Genomic DNA, 18,472 nt, shown 5'->3' on the forward strand with positions numbered 1-18,472 from the left:
AAAGTTAGTAGATTTTGGCTCTTTATCTAATTTTTCGATATAAGAAGCTCGGCAGAGAAAATGCCGGCTCCGGAGAGGGTGCGGTTGCTCGACCGACAGGCGTCGGCGGCAGGGAAAGCCGCCGTCGAGCCTACATGGACGTATTCACGGCGTCCTGTCGGGCGAGTAACCGTACCCTCCCCACCCCTCGCACTCTTATTTGCCAGTGTGATGACAGCTTTTTCATAATCATTAGGATAAGTAAGAAGATGTCGAGCATTAATTTATAAGGCAGTCTGCAACAGGACGTTGCAGTCAGAGCTTACAGGGATATATTCACGCGTCCTTAGAAATTAATGCCTGACACCAACCACATACACTGATTAGATACTAAATCTTCAATAAAACGCTTATTTTGCTAATGTTGGGAAACGCGCCTTGCATCAGCGCGCATTGTTGCTTAACTTTTTCCATCCGTTCCGGCTGACTTCCCATCAGATGCGGCAAAATCACTTCGATTTCGATTGTCCCTTCCAGATAATGAATCTTGAAATCTTCGATATCTTCGAATAATTCGGCCAGATAGTTACGCAAGTAACCCTGCACATCCGCACGCAACACATCGACCGGCTCGTCGATGAATTCGTCGTCTTCGGGGTCGACATGGACCAATACGTCGACCACGTCGTCGAATTCGGCTTTCAGATTTTGCCGGACCGCATCGCCGATCATATGTCCTTCGGAAACGCTGATTCTGGCATCGACGACGATATGCGCGTCGATATAGGCATCTTCGCCCATTTGGCGGGTTCTGAGCAGATGAATGCCGCGCACGCCGGGAGTCGTTTTGATCACTCTGCGTATCTCGCGGATCAAGGTCTCGGGCAATGAGGTATCGACCAACTCCTTGACGCTTTGAATCACCAGACTTAAACCGATTTTAGCGATCATCAATGCGACGATCCCGGCGGCGACCGCATCGGCATATTCATAACCGACCCAAACGCCGGCCACGCCGATGATCACCACGATCGAAGATATCGCATCGCTACGATGATGCCAGGCATTGGCCAGTAATAATTTGGACCGGGTTTGCTTGGCAATGCGCTTGGTGTATTGATAGAGCCATTCGTTAGTCAATACCGATAAGGCGGCTATCGCCATCGCCTCGAATTCCGGCATCAACAAGCGCTCGGGCTGGCGAACTCTTTCCATTGCATCATAGGCGATGCCGCCGGCCACTATAATCAACCCGACGCCTAGCGCGACCGTCGCGATCGTCTCGTAACGCCGATGCCCGTACGGGTGGTCGAAATCGGCCTCTCGCGCGCCCAGTTTAATCGCGGTAATGACCAGTAAATCGCTGACCAGATCGGATAAGGAGTGGACACCGTCCGCGATCAAGGCCGCCGATTGACCCAGTATACCGAAGCCGATTTTCAGAACCGACAATGCTAGGTTGGTCCATGCAGCAACGATACTGACCTTCGCTTTTAGCCGATCGGATTCGACTGACTGGCGCGCTTCGATCATTATTCGCCTACTTCGAGAACAATAATATATTCGCCGTCCTCGGCTTTGGTTTCAAGGATCGCGTGTCCATTGATGCGGCACCAGGCGGGGATGTCCTGCATCACGCCGGGGTCGGTGCAAATAACTTCCAATTGTTCTCCGGCCGCCATGCGTTTGACCCGGTCTTGCGTTCGTATCACCGGCAACGGGCAAAGCAGACGCCGCGCATTTAGGGTTTCCCGGCTCATACGAACCACTCCTCGACAATTTGCTCCGGCGCGAACGGGGCCACCTGAATCGTTTGTTCCAGACCTTTTTGACTTCTAACCAAAATATCGACCTGATCGGCATCGCGCCCTTGTCCGTAACGTGCAATGATGCGTCCGGCCAAGGCTAAGTCCTCATCGGTCGGTTCGCCGTCGATCAACGCTAACGGTCCGCTGTGACTGCTACTGATCAAGCTGGTGAATTCTTTTTTATAGCCTTCGAGAAAACGGCTCTCGCCCTCCTCGCGCGCGACGATGACTTTGAAATTGGACTTGGGACGGATATGCCTCCCGACTTTCAACAACATTACATCGTCGAGTTCGTAGTCTTTCGTACCCCGGTTTTGCCATAAATCGACTAATTTCGCCGAATAACTCTCGTCGGTCAAAAAACAACAGCCACCGGCCGGCTGCGCATAATCGACGAAGCCGAACTGCTGCGCTAATTCCATTTGCGGTTTTCTGGATCGTCCGCTAAAGCCGAACAATTTGGCGCGGTCGACCCAGCCTTCGCGCTCCGGCAGAGTCTCCGGAAGATTTCTGGCGCATAAGGGTCTGAGCAGCAAATCGTCGGCACCGGATTCGCGCGCGATGATCGGCATCGTTTGTTTACGCTGCGACATCGGCCGTTGACCGATGACCTCGCCGGTGATGATGAAATCGAAGCCGTTCTCTTGTATCCATTGCTTAGCCTTGTTGACCATGAAAATCTTGCAATCCAGACAAGGATTCATGTTACTGCCGTAGCCGTGCTTAGGATTGATCAGCACATCCTTGTATTCCTCGATGACATCGACGATGTGCAATTTGATGCCGAGTTGTTCGGCCACCCACAGCGAATTATTGCGCTTGGGCTTGGCGCGGTCCCGTTCGCGAATCGCATGCGTGTGTCCCTCCACGCAGAAGCCGGTGAAAAAATTGATGCCTTCGACATGCACCCCTTGTTCGATGATTACTTTGGCGGCCAACATCGAATCCAATCCTCCGGATATCAATGCCGCCGCTTTTCTTTGTTCGGACATAACGCTATTATCGTGTTTAAAATGCTTGTTTAAAAAATTGCGTCATTATACGCATTTCTTGGCTAAACAGGGTTCAACTTCGGTGATTATCACCTAGAATAGCTAGCCATCAAATTTTTGGCACCGTGGCTCTAATTTTTCGATATGAAAAACAATGCCGGTTCCAAGGAGGGTGCGGTTGCTCGATCGACAGGCGTCGGCGGCAGGGCAGATTTTTGCTCCTGCAAAATCTGCATTCATGCCATCCATGGCAATCAGATTCCGCCGTCGAGCCTACATGGACGTATTCACGGCGTCCTGTCGGGCGAGTGACCGCGTCCTCCCTCACCCTCTCACTTTCATTTACCGGGGCGATTGCCAGGCCTTCATAAGCGTTACAGTGGCTTTCGTGGCGCTCCCCGATGGGTTTCGCTCCGCTCTACCCATCCTACATGTAAACTAATGGATTCATTATGGATTTTAAAGATTATCTAAGAATTTTGGTCAGCAAAGACGGTTCCGATCTTTACTTAACGGTCGGCGCGCCGGCCGCGGCAAAATTTCAAGGCGCATTGAAACCGCTCGAAAGCGAAAAACTGACCGGCGAACGCATCAAGGCTATCGCTTACAGTTTAATGGATGCCGATCAGCAAAAAGACTTCGAACACGTCCCGGAAATGAATCTGGCGATCACCGAACAGGGCATCGGCCGATTCCGGGTCAATATTTTCAAACAGCGCAACAACCTGGCCTTGGTCATTCGAAACATCAAGGTCGATATTCCGAATGCCGATCAATTAGGCCTGCCCGAAGTGCTGAAAAAAGTCATCATGGAAAAGCGCGGTTTGATTCTATTCGTCGGCGGCACCGGCTCCGGCAAGTCGACCTCCCTGGCCGCACTGATCGATCACCGCAACAGCAATTCGTCGGGGCACATCATCACGATCGAAGACCCGATCGAATATCTTCATCCGCACAAACGCTGCCTGGTCAATCAACGCGAAGTCGGCGTCGATACGCTCAGTTACGAGGACGCGTTGAAAAATACGCTACGCCAGGCACCGGACGTGATTCTGATCGGCGAAATCCGCTCTCAAGAAACGATGGAACATGCACTCGCCTTCGCCGAAACTGGGCATTTATGCTTGTCGACGCTGCATGCCAACAACGCCAATCAGGCCCTGGACCGTATCATCAATTTCTTCCCGGAAGAGCGGCGTAACCAATTATTGCTGGATCTATCGCTGAATTTGAAGGCCTTTGTTTCCCAAAGACTTGTTCCTACCGTGGACGGAAAACGGGTCGCGGCGATCGAAATTTTGCTGGGGACGCAATTGGTCAAAGACTTGATTCATAAAGGCGAAATTCATACGATCAAGGAAGCGATGGAAAAATCCGAAAACATCGGCATGCAAACCTTCGACAGCCATTTGCTCAAACTTTTCAAGGAAGGCAAAATTTCGCTCGAAGAAGCCTTGCAAAACTCCGACTCGCCGAATAACTTGAAATTGAAAATCAACCTCAGCGAAGGCAAGGGATCGGCGACCGAAGCGATCGCTAAATCGACTGGCGGCTTGACTTCAAGATTCTCGCTCGAGGCGATTGAAAAGGATCAGGAGGAAGAGGGGCAAACCTAAACCTTTTTCCCGCGCGGGGCGGGTTATTTAACCCGTCCCCAACGTTTCGGATTGCCCTAAACATTTCGGCTAACTTCGGCCAAAGTCAAAATGTTTAGGACGGGGCTGCAAACCCCGTCCTGCTAGGGATATGTGTGAGTCGCAGGTACCAACGGCTCAGTCTTAAACGGTGCGACCTATGCAGTGGCCAGTCGTAGCCACTTCTGCGGGACGGGTTATTTAACCCGTCCCCAACGTTTCGGATTGCCCTAAACATTTCGGCTGACTTCGGCCAAAGTCAAAACGTTTAGGACGGGGTTGCAAACCCCGTCCTGCTAGGGACTGGAAGATACTAAATACGCTTCGAATGTAGCTTAATTAATCACGGGCTCTATAAGTAACAATAAATGGTATCGAGGTCTCATTGGTTAAGGTTGCAAAAGGGTAATTTTTGACTTACGTATAACGATGAGAGCTCCAGCTTGGGAAAGACACCCCGGAAGCTCCAGCTTCCTGGGACCGACACAACCTCCGTACATTCTCAAACAACCCCGACTCGCTCGTTCAATCTTTCTTGATTGTCGGGAAGCTAGAGCTTCCTGAACAGGTTACCCAAGCTGGAGCTTGGGTAACAGCATATTTTAGTTTTTGCGGCCTCGATACCATTTATTGTTATCCAACCGTCTCGACCTCAAAATCGCGATCAGGGGATCGCTCCCACAGGGCATCCGGGCCACAGGGTATCAGGATAGCTCAAGGAAACAGCCGCAAAATACCGGACTTTCCTTCCATGTCTCCGACGACCCAAATCTGCTCGAACGGATGAGACTCCGGCAGCGTCACTCTGTGCAAATTATCTGCCAGTTCCTCCCGGCTCCAAAGCGGATTGGCGTTACGCAAAACCAGCCAAACCCGGTCGCTGTGATAGGACTTTTCGGCCTTGCTGGCTAAAATCGCATTCAATGCATTCAACAGGCGCCCGCCGACCGGAACGGTAATCAAGCGATGCAACGCCTCTAGCGTCCGGATACTGACTTTGCGACCCAAAATCAGTTGGGCTTCTTCTTCACTACCGTACAAATGCGCAATTTCCAAATCCAAGCGCCGATCACCTAGGTAACACGATACATCCGGCTTTTTCGGCTCGTTATGCCAAATATGCCGCATCGGAATGCCCGTTTTTTGTTCGTAAAGCCGCATGAACAGCTTGGCCGCCTCGTGTTCGAGTTCGATTTTTTCTTGCATGCTCCGGTTCATAAAGAACAGCTACAAATTATAGAAGTTATTTTGTGCATATTTTCCTAAAAACTTTTCCGGCATAGGTGCTGGCAAGAACCTATACGAACGTATTCACCCAGCCCCGCGTTTTGATCTACGACAGGCATATACGTTCAATCTTAGGGAACCGATGCAAAAGTAGAAAGTCTTTACATAAAGCTACCATTCGACATCGATCGGTTCGACCGGTTTTATGCAAGACCTCAAACGGCGGCCTTCAAAAGACGCCAGGGAGTCACCGCACCATGAAGTATGCCGATTACCCCGAAAACTGGCACGACATCGACACCGCGCTCTATATTCGCTCGGTCAAGTTGTTCAGGGCCGTCAAAAACTTATTGAGCGTCAAATTCGAACTGTTCGCCGACAACCAGGTATTACAAGGCGATATTTTCCTGTTCAACCATTTTTCCCGCTTCGAAACCTTCATTCCTCAATTTCTATTTTTCGAACAAACCGGCGCTTACAGCTGCTCGATCGCATCGGGCGAATTCTTCAAGGAAGACAATGTACTGTCGAATTATTTGAAGCATGTCGGCGTATTTCCGCACGATCACCCCCGTTTGTTCGCTATCTTGGCCGGCCAAATCCTGCGCGGACGTAAAGTCATTATTTTTCCCGAAGGCGGCATGGTCAAGGACCGGCGCGTCATCGACAAAAAAGGCGAATATAGTATTTATTCGCGCATGAACGGACTTCGACGTAAGCATCACACCGGTCCTGCCGTGTTAGGACAAGGGGTAGAAGCATTGAAGTCGGCGATTCGCCATGCCTTCAAAACAAAAGACAAAGAGCGCTTACTGCACTGGCAGTCCCTGCTCGAATTCGACAGCTTGGATCAATTAATGGCGGCCGCCTTAAAACCGACCTTGATCGTACCGGCCAACATCACATTTTATCCGATTCGCAACTCCGAAAACCTATTGTTCAAAAGCGTCGAATTGTTTTCGGACACGATGAGCCTTCGGCAAACCGAAGAGCTCTTGATCGAAGGTAATATCTTGCTCAAGGACACCGACATGGACATCCGCATGGGCGAGCCGGTCAATCCTTGTTGCGTCTGGGATTGGCGCACGCATTGGGTCATGGACAAAACGGCGCCGGACATACGCGATCCGGACGATGCGTTCAACTTGACAAGCGCGCCGAGAACTTGGAAAGAACGCCTGCTCGGCTATCTATTCGTCAAAAATGCAAGCTGTTCGCGCAATCAATACATGAAAGCGATCTATGCCAATGTTACGGTGAACCTCAGCCATCTGGCCTCGACGCTGATCATGAGCAAAATCGGCGCCGGACTCAAGCATATCGAAAAGTGCCGATTTTATACCGTACTGTATATCGCGATAAAAAATCTGCAAAAAAATCCCGTCATCCATTTACATCGGAGCCTCTTGAACCCAGACGAGTACAGCGATCTGACCCATTGCGTCAACGACCGCTTCGAGCACTTCATATGCATCGCCAAAGAATCGCAACTCATTGCCGAAGAAGACGAATGCTACCATTTCTTGCCGAAATTGTGCGAAGACCACGACTTCGATCAAATCCGTCTGGAAAATCCGGTCGCGGTCTACAATAACGAAGCGGCGCCGCTTAGCACCGTGCGCGATACGCTTTCGGCCGCCGACCAAGCCTATGCCAAGATCTCTCCCGAACAACTGGCGGCCTGGCATTTCGACGACGAACTGATCGCGCTGGCCTACGAACAGCAGACCTACAGCACGCTGCAAAACGGCGCAATCAAGCAACACGAAAGCGCCATAGCCGACCCGTCTCCATTCTTGATGAAGCCGGCCCGAACCAACGGCATCGGTATTCTGTTGATACACGGTCTGTTGGCCAGCCCCGCGGAACTTCGCGATTACGGCCGCAAGCTGGCGCACCAAGGCTTCACGGTGCTTGGGATTCGGTTGAAGGGCCACGGCACGTCACCCAATGCCTTGAGAGATTTGAGTTATGAGCAATGGTTCGACAGCGTGCGCAAAGGCTTTACTATCCTCAAAGCGCACTGCGGAAAAATCGTCTTGATCGGCTTTTCGACCGGCGGCGCTTTGGCGCTCAAGCTCGCGGCGGAAAACCGTCCCGAAATCGCCGGTGTTGTCGCGGTTTCAGTGCCTGTCAAATTCTTGAATCCGTCTTTTATGCTGGTGTCTTTACTGCACAACACCAATAGCCTGGTACGCTGGCTGTCTTCTTTCGAGGGCGTCAAACCGTTCATCGACAACACGCCGGAACATCCCGACATCAATTACTGCAATACGCCGATCCGGGCGCTATTCGAATTACGCAGACTGATTCAGCATCTTGACGAATTATTGCCCGGTATCGTAACGCCGACTTTATTACTCTATGCCAACCGGGACCCAATCGTCGCGCCGGAAAGCGCCGAAGCCGTATTCGCCAAATTAGGCGCGGCAAGAAAATATTTACATTCGATCGATGCCGACCGGCACGGCATTCTGATGGAAAACATCGGCGAGACTTGGTCGGTGATCGACGATTTTTTAAGCTCGCTGCAACAAACCGAGGACACCAGCCGCCCCATAACGCAAGCCATTCCCGAAGAGGAGACAGCATCATGAATAATGTAGTCATCGCAGGATATGCCAGATCGCCGTTCACGCCGGCGGGCAAAGGCGAGTTAGCCCACGTCAGACCCGACGACTTGGCCGCGCAAGTGGTCAAGGCCCTGATCGACAAGTGCGGCGTCGATCCGAACGCCATCGAAGACTTGATTCTCGGCTGCGCCTTTCCGGAAGGCGAGCAAGGCCTCAATCTCGCGCGCCTCGTCGTGCATCTGGCGGAATTGCCGATTTCAGTCGCGGGCATGACCGTCAACCGTTTCTGCGGCTCGTCGATGCAAGCGATTCATATCGCGGCCGGCGCGATTCAAATGAACGCCGGCGAAGTTTTCATTTGCGCCGGCGTCGAATCGATGAGCCGCGTGCCGATGGGCGGATTCAATACCTTGCCGCACCCGGAGCTTTATAAAAATCACCCGGAGGCCTACATGAGCATGGGCGAGACCGCCGAAAACCTAGCGCGCCGCTATTCCATAGCCCGCCGGGATCAAGAAAATTTCGCGTTGACCAGCCAGCGCAAAACGCAGCACGCCCGACAAAACGGCGACTTTGCCGATGAGATCGTGCCTATTCTAACGCACCGAGGCGATCGCATCGATCAAGACGGCTGTCCGCGCCCCGATTCGACTGCGGAAGGTCTGGCCGAGCTCAAGCCGGCATTTCTGCAAAACGGCAGCGTCACGGCCGCGACGTCGTCGCCGCTGACCGACGGCGCCGCGGCGGTATTGGTATGCAGCGAAGCCTATGCCGACGCGCACGGACTGCCGAAACTGGCCCGTATCAAATCGATCGCGGTATCCGCCTGCCAGCCGGAAATCATGGGTATCGGCCCGGTTGCCGCGACGCACAAGGCCTTGCAGAGAGCCGGTTTGTCGCTGGAAGACATCGATCTGGTCGAATTGAACGAAGCCTTCGCCGCGCAGGCTTTGGCCGTATTACAAGAATTGCCTATCCCTATCGAAAAACTCAACCTGGACGGCGGCGCGATCGCGCTAGGCCATCCTCTCGGCGCGACCGGCGCGCGCATCACCGGCAAGGCGGCCAGCCTACTGCACCGAGAGCGTAAGCGCTATGCGCTGGCCACACAGTGCATCGGCGGCGGCCAAGGCATTGCAACCATTCTGGAGGCAGCATCATGAATATCGAACGAGCAGCGGTCGTCGGCGCCGGCGTAATGGGTGCCGGCATCGCCGCGCATATCGCCAATGCGGGTATTCCGGTGGTCTTATTGGACATCGTCCCGGATAACGCAACGAACCGTAATCAAATAGCCGAGCAAGCGATCGCCAAAATGCTTGCCGCCCAACCCTCGCCGCTGATGCACCCGAACAACGTTCGGCTGATCTCGCCCGGCAATATCGAGGACGATTTAGGCCGACTGGCCGAGGCCGATTGGATCGTCGAAGCCGTGCTCGAAGATCCGGACATCAAACGTATCCTTTATCGACAGCTGGAAGCGGTCTGCCGACCGGATGCGCTGATATCGTCGAACACCTCGACACTGCCGTTGAAGATGCTGACCTTGCAACAATCCGAAAGCTTCAAGCGGCGCTTCATGATCACGCACTTTTTCAATCCGCCGCGCTACATGCGCCTACTGGAACTGATCGCGCCGCCCGACATCGCACCCGATTTGTTCGATGCGGTCGCGATGTTCGCAGACCTGCGCCTCGGTAAAGGCTGCGTCACTTGCAAGGACACGCCGGGCTTCATCGCGAATCGGATCGGTACCTTTTGGATACAAACGGCATTGCTTGAAGCGATCGCGAATAACTTGACCGTCGAAGAATGCGATGCCGCGATGGCGCTGTTCGGCATTCCGAAAACCGGCGTGTTCGGCTTGCTGGACCTGGTCGGCCTGGACTTGATGCCGCATGTTCTGAGCGGCTTCAAGCAAAGCCTGCCGGCCAAGGACCGTTTGCGGGCGATCGGCGCCGTGCCGCCGTTGCTACGCGCCATGATCGAAAAAGGCTACACAGGTCGCAAGGGACTCGGCGGATTTTATCGTCTCAAGCCCGATGCCGACACCAAAATCAAGGAAGCGGTCGACCTTCAAACCGGCGACTATCGTGTCAGTGAAAAATTTCGCATCGACGGCGTCAGTCACAGACCCGAAGATTTGAAAAATTTTTTATCCGGCGGCGAAACGCTCAATCGCTATGCCTGGCGAGTCTGGTCGGACACGCTAAGCTATGCGGCTAGCTTGATTCCGGAAATCGCCGACGATCCGCTTGCGATCGATACTGCGATGCGCCTCGGCTACAACTGGCGTTACGGTCCATTCGAACTACTCGATCGTCTCGGCGTCGACTGGTTCGTCGAGCGGCTTCAAAAAAAACACCAACCGATTCCCTATCTGCTCGCGGACCGGCAAAGCCTGTATCGCACCGAGCAAGGCGTCCTGGAGTGTAAGGACGAAGAGCGACGCTATCGGCCGATTCACCGTCCCGAAGGCATGCTGTCGCTCGGCGACATCAAACGGCGTGCTGCGCCCTTGCTCGAAAATACATCGGCCAGCTTGTGGGACATCGGCGACGGCATCGTTTGCCTAGAATTTCATAGCAAAATGAATACTTTGGACCCGGACAGCCTGAGCCTGACACAACAAAGTATCGGCGTCGTCCGTGACAATTTCGATGGCATGGTCATCCATAACGAAGCCGAGCATTTTTCGGCCGGGGCCAATCTAACTCTGCTGGCCCCGGCATTGCTGCGGCAAGATTGGGACACCGTCGCCCGAATCGTCGAGCTCGGGCAACAAACTTATCAAGCCTTGAAATACGCGCCTTTCCCGGTCGTCGGCGCGCCGTCCGGTTTGGCGCTGGGCGGCGGCTGCGAAATTCTGCTGCATTGCGATGCGGTGCAAGCCCATGCCGAACTGTATACCGGCCTCGTCGAAACCGGAGTCGGTCTGGTGCCGGGCTGGGGCGGCTGTAAGGAATTATTGCGCCGATGGCTTAGCTTGCCTAACCGCCCGAGCGGACCGATGCCGGCGATTTCGCAAGCCTTCGAGACCATCGCGCTCGCCAAAACGTCCAAATCGGCCTTGCTGGCGAAGGAATTACTCTATTTATCCGAACACGACGGCATCACAATGAACAAGGACCGTCTGCTGGCCGACGCAAAAGCGCGCGTCCTGACAATGATCGCCGACTACCGACCGCCGGAACCTTATGTTTATTATTTACCGGGCGCTTCGGCCCGCGCGGCGCTTGACATAGCCGTGCGCAACTTAGCGCTCTCGGGCAAAGCAACCGCCTACGACCGGGAAATCGCCGGCCAACTGGCTTTCGTATTGAGCGGCGGAGACACCGACTCCCTCGATCCGCTTAGCGAACAAGACATATTGAACCTGGAACGACAAGCCTTTTTGCACCTGGTCAAGCAACCCGGCACTGCAGCAAGGCTCGAACACATGCTAAAAACCGGCAAGCCGTTGAGAAACTGACGGGGCAATCGAGCAACGTAACGTTCATGAAGGCCTGGCCATCGCCCCGGCAAATGAAAGTAGTCTGGTGACGGAGGGTGCGGTCACTCGCCCGACAGGACGCCGTGAATACGTCCATGTAGGCTCGACGGCGGCTGTCGATCGAGCAACCGCACCCTCTCCGGAACCGGCATTGCCAGAACGGAGTTTTGCATATCGAAAAATTAGATAAAGAACCCAAACCTACGAACTGACACAGCAACAGGAATTAAGCCATGACCGAATTCATTATCGCCGTATCGAGCGGGCTTATCCTAGCCGGACTCGTTGCCTATGCTCCGATACGCCGCAGTCTACTGACCCGGCCGCTGTTCAAGGTCATGCGCCGCAATCTGCCGCCGATGTCGCAAACCGAACGCGAAGCGCTCGAAGCAGGCAATACCTGGTGGGACGCCGAACTGTTCACGGGCCGGCCGGACTGGGCCAAAATCGCGGCGCTGCCTGCGGCGCGTCTGAGCGACGAGGAACGCGCCTTTATCGACGGAACTGTGGAAACCCTGTGCGCGATGCTCGACGACTGGGACATCACCTTCAAGCGCCGAGACTTACCGAAGGAAGTCTGGGACTATATCAAACAACATAAATTTTGCGGCATCATCATACCGAAACGCTACGGCGGTCTGGAGTTTTCCGATTTCGCGCATTCGCAAATCGTCATGAAACTCGCCAGCCGCAGCACGACCGCCGCAGTCACGGTCATGGTCCCGAATTCATTGGGACCGGCCAAATTATTGCTGGCCTACGGCACCGAACAGCAAAAGAATCATTATCTGCCGCGTTTAGCCGACGGCCTCGAAATACCGGCATTCGCGCTAACCGGCCCGCTGGCCGGCAGCGATGCCGGCGCGATGCCCGATACCGGCATCGTCTGTTACGGCGCGTTCGAAGGCAATGAACAAGTTTTGGGCATACGGCTCAATTGGGAGAAGCGTTATATTACGCTAGGCCCGGTCGCCACGGTTCTGGGATTGGCGTTCAAGCTTTACGATCCCGACCGGCTGTTGGGCGAAACCGAAGACATCGGCATTACCGTCGCGCTAATTCCGACCGATACGCCGGGTATTTCGATCGGCCGCCGCCACTTTCCGCTCGATTCGGCCTTCCAGAACGGCCCTAACTGGGGCAAGGATGTTTTCATTCCGCTCGACTGGATCATCGGCGGCGCGGCACAAGCCGGTCAAGGCTGGAAAATGTTGATGCAATGCCTCGCCACCGGCCGCGCGATTTCGCTGCCGGCGCTGAGCGTCGGCGCGGCCAAATTCATCTGCCGCAACACCGGCGCCTATGCGCGGATCAGGCACCAGTTCAATCTGCCGATCGGAGCCTTCGAAGGCATTGAAGAGGTGCTGGCGCGCATGGCCGGCAGCGCCTATCTGATGGACGCCGCTCGCCAAGTAACCTGCGCGGCGCTCGATGCCGGCGAAAAACCGGCGGTGATCTCGGCGATATTGAAATACCAACTCACCGAAGGCATGCGGCGGATCGTCAACGACGGCATGGATATTCAAGGCGGTTCGGGCATTTGTCTGGGGCCTTCCAACGCAATTGGCCGTTTGTATCAAGTCGTCCCGGTCGGCATCACGGTCGAGGGCGCGAACATTCTAACTCGCACAATGATGATTTTCGGCCAAGGTTCGGTGCGCTGCCATCCCTTCGTGCAGCAAGAAATACAATCATTGAATCGAACCGATACGGCCCAAGCCTTGCGTGAATTCGACTCGGTAGTGTGGCGGCATATCCGTTTTTTTCTAAGGAACATCCTTAGAGGGCTCTGGTTCGGCGTTGGCGGTTCGCGACTGACCGCCGCGCCCGGTAACCGGCATACGAAGCGTTATTACCGGCAATTGACGCGGCTTAGCACAGGCTTTGCGCTGGCCGCCGATGTCGCGCTGCTGACGCTGGGCGGCCGACTCAAACGCAAGGAACGCATTTCCGGGCGGCTGGCCGACGTGCTGAGCCACTTATACTTGTGTTCCTGCGTACTCAAACATTTCGACAATCAAGGCGCGCCCTCGGACGACCTGCCGCTGTTGCATTGGGCCTGCCAAGACAGCCTGTATCATGCCCAACAATCGTTATCGGAAGCACTTCGGCTACTGCCGGCGGCACTTTCGGCCGGCTTGCTGCGTGCCCTGTTGTATCCGCTCGGAAGTCCCTGCGCGCCGCCGCGCGATACCTTGACAGGCCCTCTCGCAAAACTGCTGTTGAGCGACAACCCTGCGCGCGAACGTTTAACCGACGGTATTTATATCAACACCGACCCGGACGATCCTACCGGCCGCATCGAGACGGCCTTCAAGGCAGTACTCGAGGCCGCACCGGCCGAGGCAAAAATCCGCGCCGCGCAAAAACAAGGAGCGTTGCCCAAAGGAATGCCGTCATCCCTACTGCAGCAGGCTTTGGCATCGGAATTGATCGACAAGGACGAATATGCATTACTCGAAAAAGCCGAGCAAGCCAAACTGAAAGCGATCGCGGTCGACGATTTCGCGCCTGATCAATTGAGCGGTGGTACTTAACTTCACCTGATTAGCAAGATGCTTCAGCTTGCCGAAGCCAAGTGTCCAAGCTGGGGTTAGTCGTAGTCGCAAAAACTAAAATATGCTGTTACCCAAGCTCCAGCTTGGGTAACCTGTTCAGGAAGCTCTAGCTTCCCGATAATCAAGAAAGATTGAACGAGCGAGCGAGTCGGGGGTGATTGAGAATGCGCGGAGGTTGTGTCGGTCTCAAGAAGCTGGAGCTTCCGGTGTGTCTTTCCCAAGCTGGAGCTTGGGAAAGAGCGTGAAAATGAAAGCGATCGCGGTCGACGATTTCGCGCCTGAGCACTTGACCGGACGCTCTTGACTTTACGCCAGGATTTTCGTCATGTACCGCACGCCCAAAAGCGCGGGTGGGTCAGTATTCATAGCGTCCTTTGACGGGCATTTGACTAGCCCAGAAGATATTTAGAGTCTTAATCAATACATAATGCTGCCGGGAAAATTACTTTCCCGGCCAATCGTTTTATCAAATCCCTTTTTGTTCCTTGGTCAATTGCTTCAACCAGCCTTCCACTTGCGGACTCAACTCTTTTTTTCCGCTTAATTTCAAGGTTTGCGCCAAATAGCCGTGTTCAACCAACGGCAACGGCAACACGCCCTGCCCGCCCATGCCGTTATGGGCTTTTATGCTGCTATCTTTGTCATCGGCCAATAAAATACTGCCGGCCACCTCAAGCTTATCCATATCCACAACCAACAGATTATTAGCGAACTTGCTGGCCACATAAGCATAGTACCCGCCGCCTTTTTTCATGCCGAAATGAACGCCATGACATCCCGCCTCGCAAGGCAAGCTTTTGACGACTTTATTGGTTGCGGTATCGACAATCGTGATGCTCATGCTCAAGGTATTCGCTGTCACTACATACTTACCGTCAGGACTAACCGGCGTTTGTATCGGCAACAACCCGTATGCCTCGCCGCTGATTTTTCCCGATATCGGATCGTAATCGGCGGCCAGGTCGATGTCGGACAATTTCTTCTTGCCCGGAATATCGATGACCGTCAAACTGCTTAACAGCGGCGGCGTGCCCAACAGATTGGCGACGTAGGCACGTTGACCGTCAGGCGTTCCCCACACCGCTATCGGAATGACGCCTCCGGTCGGAATCATGGTATTTTTTTCGGTGTCGAGATCGACGACCGACACGCTACTTGCCAAGGCATTCGGGGTCACCATATATTTTCCGTCATCGGTAATAAAATGCCCATGAGGTCCGCTATTTTTCCCGGTGCTGATGCTTTTGATTGCCGCGGGGCGGCTACCGCCTTTCATTTTAACGACATGTTCGCTATTGTTGATCGCGACATACAGATTATCATCGCCGGGACGTGTCAAGACATGCGATGGCGATTCACCGACTTCGACGTTACTGGTCACTTTACCGCTTTCGCGCTCGAAGGTCATCAGTCTTTTATCGAACCATTGCGTCTGATAAATATATTGATAGCGCTGATCGGGCCACATATTATGCGGGTGATTCAAGTCTTGCTCTACCCCTTTGACTTTGTTGACTAATTTCCAGTTAGCCGCGTCGATACGCGTCGCCGAACCGGGTTTCGTTTTCCCTTCGATCATTTCGAATTGGGTATTCACCCAAACCTCGCCGACTCCGGGCGTTTTAGGGTTGAACAACTTATTAGGCATGGACAAACTCAACGCGCTGAGACTGATGGTTTGGCCTTTGATATTCAAGGGTATATCCGGAAGACTCACTTTCCATTCCGGCTCCCGGTAATCGCGCCATAAGTCCGGCGTAGTGACCACGAAAAAGGTACGCAGCAAACGCTTGGCAATATCGCTATCGGCCGGGACTGTTACGCCCGTTACCAATGTCAGTTCGGAACCGATATCGAGACCTTCGGTTGCCGGGTCGTCGACCACGACGGCGCCGAACATATACGGATGAACTTTACAGGTAAAGACATAAAGCCCCGGTGTGTCCAAAGCTTTAGTAATACTCACGTTAGACGGTTGGTCTTGATCGATCGGAAAATCCTTCGCTCCCGCCGGCCAAAGCAAACTGGTTATGGTGTGTTCCGTTCGGGTATCGCCCATTTTTATTTGAACCGCTTGCCCCGGCTTTAACACCACTAAGGCATCACCGTCGACCGGATCTTTAAACCACAAACCGGGCTCGTCGGTCATCTCCAAGGTTGCCGATGGCATCAACCCCGGCGTACTTAGGACAGCATCATCCAAATCGGCTTTAGCCGCCTGTACATTCCAACTCAGGATAATACCGGCAACCATCGTTGCTAAATAAGTTTTTTTGTAGCTCTTCATGATATTCACCTTCCAATTTTTGTATTTGTTTTACGGATTAATTTGGAGCCGATTCGAATACTTTGAATGCTCCCATCATGCCGCTCTGCATGTGTTGTAATACATGGCAGTGATAATGCCACATGCCCGGACCGACGCCTTCGCCGGCCTTGACTACGAACGATTCGCGTTGAATCGGCCCGATATTGAAGGTATCGACGATATGTGTCGTGCCGGGTTGAATCCAGCGATGGGCATGAAGATGAAAGGTATGAAAACCTGTGCCGATACCGATGACGTGAAAACGAACCAGATCGTTCTCACGAGCGCCAAGAGTGGGGTTAGTCCAAAGCGGTACCTGACGATTCACGATATTATTGACTTCCATGCCCCAGAACGTGGTTTCATTCATCCACAAAATAAATTCCCGCTTAATGTCTTTTATAGCCACGTTTTGGACTTTGCCGTCGATCAGAGCCGGTACCTTGCCGCTTTTCGGATTGATAATCAAAGTTCCGTATAAACCTTTATCCTCGGCACCTAGCATGGGATTGCCGAAAGTATGATCATGATAAGGCCAAGCACCGGCGGTGCCGGCTGCAGCCGTCCATTTATAGGTGTAAGGTTTGCCGGGAAAGGCGGCTTGGTCATTGACGTGATTGAGTATTTTCATGGTTCCGTCACTATCGATTTTGTAATGTACGCCATGAACGTGAATACTAACCGGATCGTTAGAGCCCTTGATGCCGTGTTCCAAGGTAACTTCCGCTTTATCGCCTTCGGTCATGACGATAGCCGGCCCCGGTATCGATGCCTCCTGACTGTAACGTTTCGTGATGTCTTCGACTTTACCGGAAGGGCTTTTAATCTTGTGCTTGACCATTTGATAGGCTAATTGACCGGAGTCCAGAGCCACCGCTTTCAGTGTGATCGAATGAACAGACCCCGTCTCGGCTCCAGCAAGCATGGAAATTGCCATCAATCCGGCAAACATAGAGACTGCTATTGTTTTATACATATCGATTGCCTCATTGAGTTAAAAAGTTACCGAAGACTTGTTGCTTTGCATTAACAAATAAGGAATAAGCCGCTAAGCCTAAGTATTAGCAGTTGTTAATTTTCAGTCTTCGACACATTGGTAGATATCACAATCGGAAAGCAAGAATTCGCCTTCTAAAATCCCCGATATCGAAGCCTGCGACTTCCATTAACCGAAACATCCGACAATCGAATGAAAAAGTGGTTATTAACCGGATATTCGATTTATGAAAGTCGCGAGGCAGGGTCACTATGGCACAACAATGTAACTTATACAATATATATGATGTATAAGTTACCTATCGATTCGATACTTTTATAGCCTTTCGCATACGCAGCAGTAAAGCGAGAAACTTTTTGGCAGTGCTTGTTTCTAAGGATTTCGCGATAAATAAAGCCCTGTAACTATGAGCTTTGTTAAGAGGTCGGTAACTCGTGTTCGGCGACAATGAGACGCTTTTACGATCAGATGGGAGTATGTAACCGCAAGGTTACTTTTGTGTATTTCGTGATTTGCGTGGGGTGATTGCCGAATTTAGGATAAAAGGCGTGGGATTTGCGTATTATGACAAGCGGAGGACCGTGGAAGCTTGAAAAACAGACCTTAACAATTCGTAACTATTCAGCGCATGCGGTAGGTTGGTGTCAGGCATGACTTATGCTGAATAATTACAACAATTCCTGATTAGCAAGATGATTCAGCTTGCTGAAGCCAATTGTCCGAGCAGTGGCCAGTCGTAGCCACTTCTGCGGGACGGGTTATTTAACCCGTCCCCAACGTTTCGGTTTGCCCTAAACATTTCGGCTGACTTCGGCCAAAGTCAAAACGTTTAGGACGGGGTTTCAAACCCCGTCCTGCTAGGGATCAATGCCATTAAGTTAAGCCGTTCGTGGTGAGCCTGTC

Annotated in this window: 12 protein-coding genes; 6 read left to right on the forward strand and 6 right to left on the reverse strand. The window is 52.9% G+C overall.

The features are described 5' to 3' along the window. Positions 1-369: 369 nt before the first annotated feature. Genes EQU24_RS19565 through EQU24_RS19575 form a run of 3 tightly spaced genes read right to left on the reverse strand, consistent with a single transcriptional unit; the run spans position 370 to position 2,779 of the window. Complete coding sequence (locus tag EQU24_RS19565; protein ID WP_017841939.1) at positions 370-1,512, reverse strand: cation diffusion facilitator family transporter; 1,143 nt, start codon at positions 1,510-1,512, stop codon at positions 370-372. Continuing rightward, positions 1,512-1,739 carry a sulfurtransferase TusA family protein gene (locus tag EQU24_RS19570; RefSeq protein ID WP_014146967.1) on the reverse strand — a complete coding sequence of 76 codons (228 nt, stop codon included), beginning with the start codon at positions 1,737-1,739 and terminating at the stop codon, positions 1,512-1,514. The genes EQU24_RS19565 and EQU24_RS19570 overlap by 1 nt, the downstream gene beginning before the upstream one ends. Beyond that, the gene (locus tag EQU24_RS19575) at positions 1,736-2,779 is read right to left on the reverse strand and encodes a tRNA (5-methylaminomethyl-2-thiouridylate)-methyltransferase (RefSeq protein ID WP_014146966.1); all 1,044 of its coding nucleotides are present in this window, start codon (positions 2,777-2,779) and stop codon (positions 1,736-1,738) included. The genes EQU24_RS19570 and EQU24_RS19575 overlap by 4 nt, the downstream gene beginning before the upstream one ends. 144 nt (positions 2,780-2,923) lie before the next feature. Between EQU24_RS19575 and EQU24_RS22580 the strand changes: the two genes are divergently transcribed. Both EQU24_RS22580 and EQU24_RS19585 read left to right on the forward strand, forming a co-directional pair. Then, entirely contained in the window at positions 2,924-3,091 is a 168-nt protein-coding gene (locus EQU24_RS22580) for a hypothetical protein (protein ID WP_175421708.1), read from the forward strand. Between the two features lie 140 nt (positions 3,092-3,231). Beyond that, positions 3,232-4,395, forward strand: a complete 1,164-nt coding sequence (locus EQU24_RS19585) for a PilT/PilU family type 4a pilus ATPase (protein ID WP_017841937.1) — start codon at positions 3,232-3,234, stop codon at positions 4,393-4,395. Between the two features lie 732 nt (positions 4,396-5,127). Here the strand turns inward: EQU24_RS19585 and EQU24_RS19590 are convergent. Further along, the gene (locus EQU24_RS19590) at positions 5,128-5,619 is read right to left on the reverse strand and encodes a hypothetical protein (RefSeq protein WP_017841936.1); all 492 of its coding nucleotides are present in this window, start codon (positions 5,617-5,619) and stop codon (positions 5,128-5,130) included. Positions 5,620-5,897: 278 nt separating this feature from the next. On the opposite strand from EQU24_RS19590, the gene EQU24_RS19595 reads away from it, so the two are divergent. The 4 genes from EQU24_RS19595 to EQU24_RS19610 all read left to right on the forward strand — a co-directional run bounded on the left by EQU24_RS19595 (position 5,898) and on the right by EQU24_RS19610 (position 14,243). Further along, the gene (locus EQU24_RS19595; protein WP_017841935.1) at positions 5,898-8,237 is read left to right on the forward strand and encodes an alpha/beta fold hydrolase; all 2,340 of its coding nucleotides are present in this window, start codon (positions 5,898-5,900) and stop codon (positions 8,235-8,237) included. Next, complete coding sequence (locus tag EQU24_RS19600) at positions 8,234-9,376, forward strand: thiolase family protein (RefSeq protein ID WP_017841934.1); 1,143 nt, start codon at positions 8,234-8,236, stop codon at positions 9,374-9,376. The genes EQU24_RS19595 and EQU24_RS19600 overlap by 4 nt, the downstream gene beginning before the upstream one ends. Further along, on the forward strand, positions 9,373-11,685 hold the full coding sequence (locus tag EQU24_RS19605) for a 3-hydroxyacyl-CoA dehydrogenase/enoyl-CoA hydratase family protein (RefSeq protein ID WP_017841933.1): 2,313 nt from the start codon (positions 9,373-9,375) through the stop codon (positions 11,683-11,685). Before EQU24_RS19600 ends, EQU24_RS19605 begins: the two co-directional genes overlap by 4 nt. Positions 11,686-11,939: 254 nt before the next feature. Further along, the gene (locus tag EQU24_RS19610) at positions 11,940-14,243 is read left to right on the forward strand and encodes an acyl-CoA dehydrogenase (protein ID WP_017841932.1); all 2,304 of its coding nucleotides are present in this window, start codon (positions 11,940-11,942) and stop codon (positions 14,241-14,243) included. 487 nt (positions 14,244-14,730) lie between these two features. On the opposite strand, the gene EQU24_RS19615 is transcribed toward EQU24_RS19610, so the two are convergent. Next, positions 14,731-16,551 carry a hypothetical protein gene (locus tag EQU24_RS19615; RefSeq protein WP_017841931.1) on the reverse strand — a complete coding sequence of 607 codons (1,821 nt, stop codon included), beginning with the start codon at positions 16,549-16,551 and terminating at the stop codon, positions 14,731-14,733. Between the two features lie 37 nt (positions 16,552-16,588). Further along, positions 16,589-17,548 carry a multicopper oxidase domain-containing protein gene (locus EQU24_RS19620; protein ID WP_026130309.1) on the reverse strand — a complete coding sequence of 320 codons (960 nt, stop codon included), beginning with the start codon at positions 17,546-17,548 and terminating at the stop codon, positions 16,589-16,591. Positions 17,549-18,472: the final 924 nt, after the last annotated feature.

Source organism: Methylotuvimicrobium buryatense, from assembly GCF_005931095.1.
GTDB lineage: Bacteria > Pseudomonadota > Gammaproteobacteria > Methylococcales > Methylomonadaceae > Methylotuvimicrobium > Methylotuvimicrobium buryatense.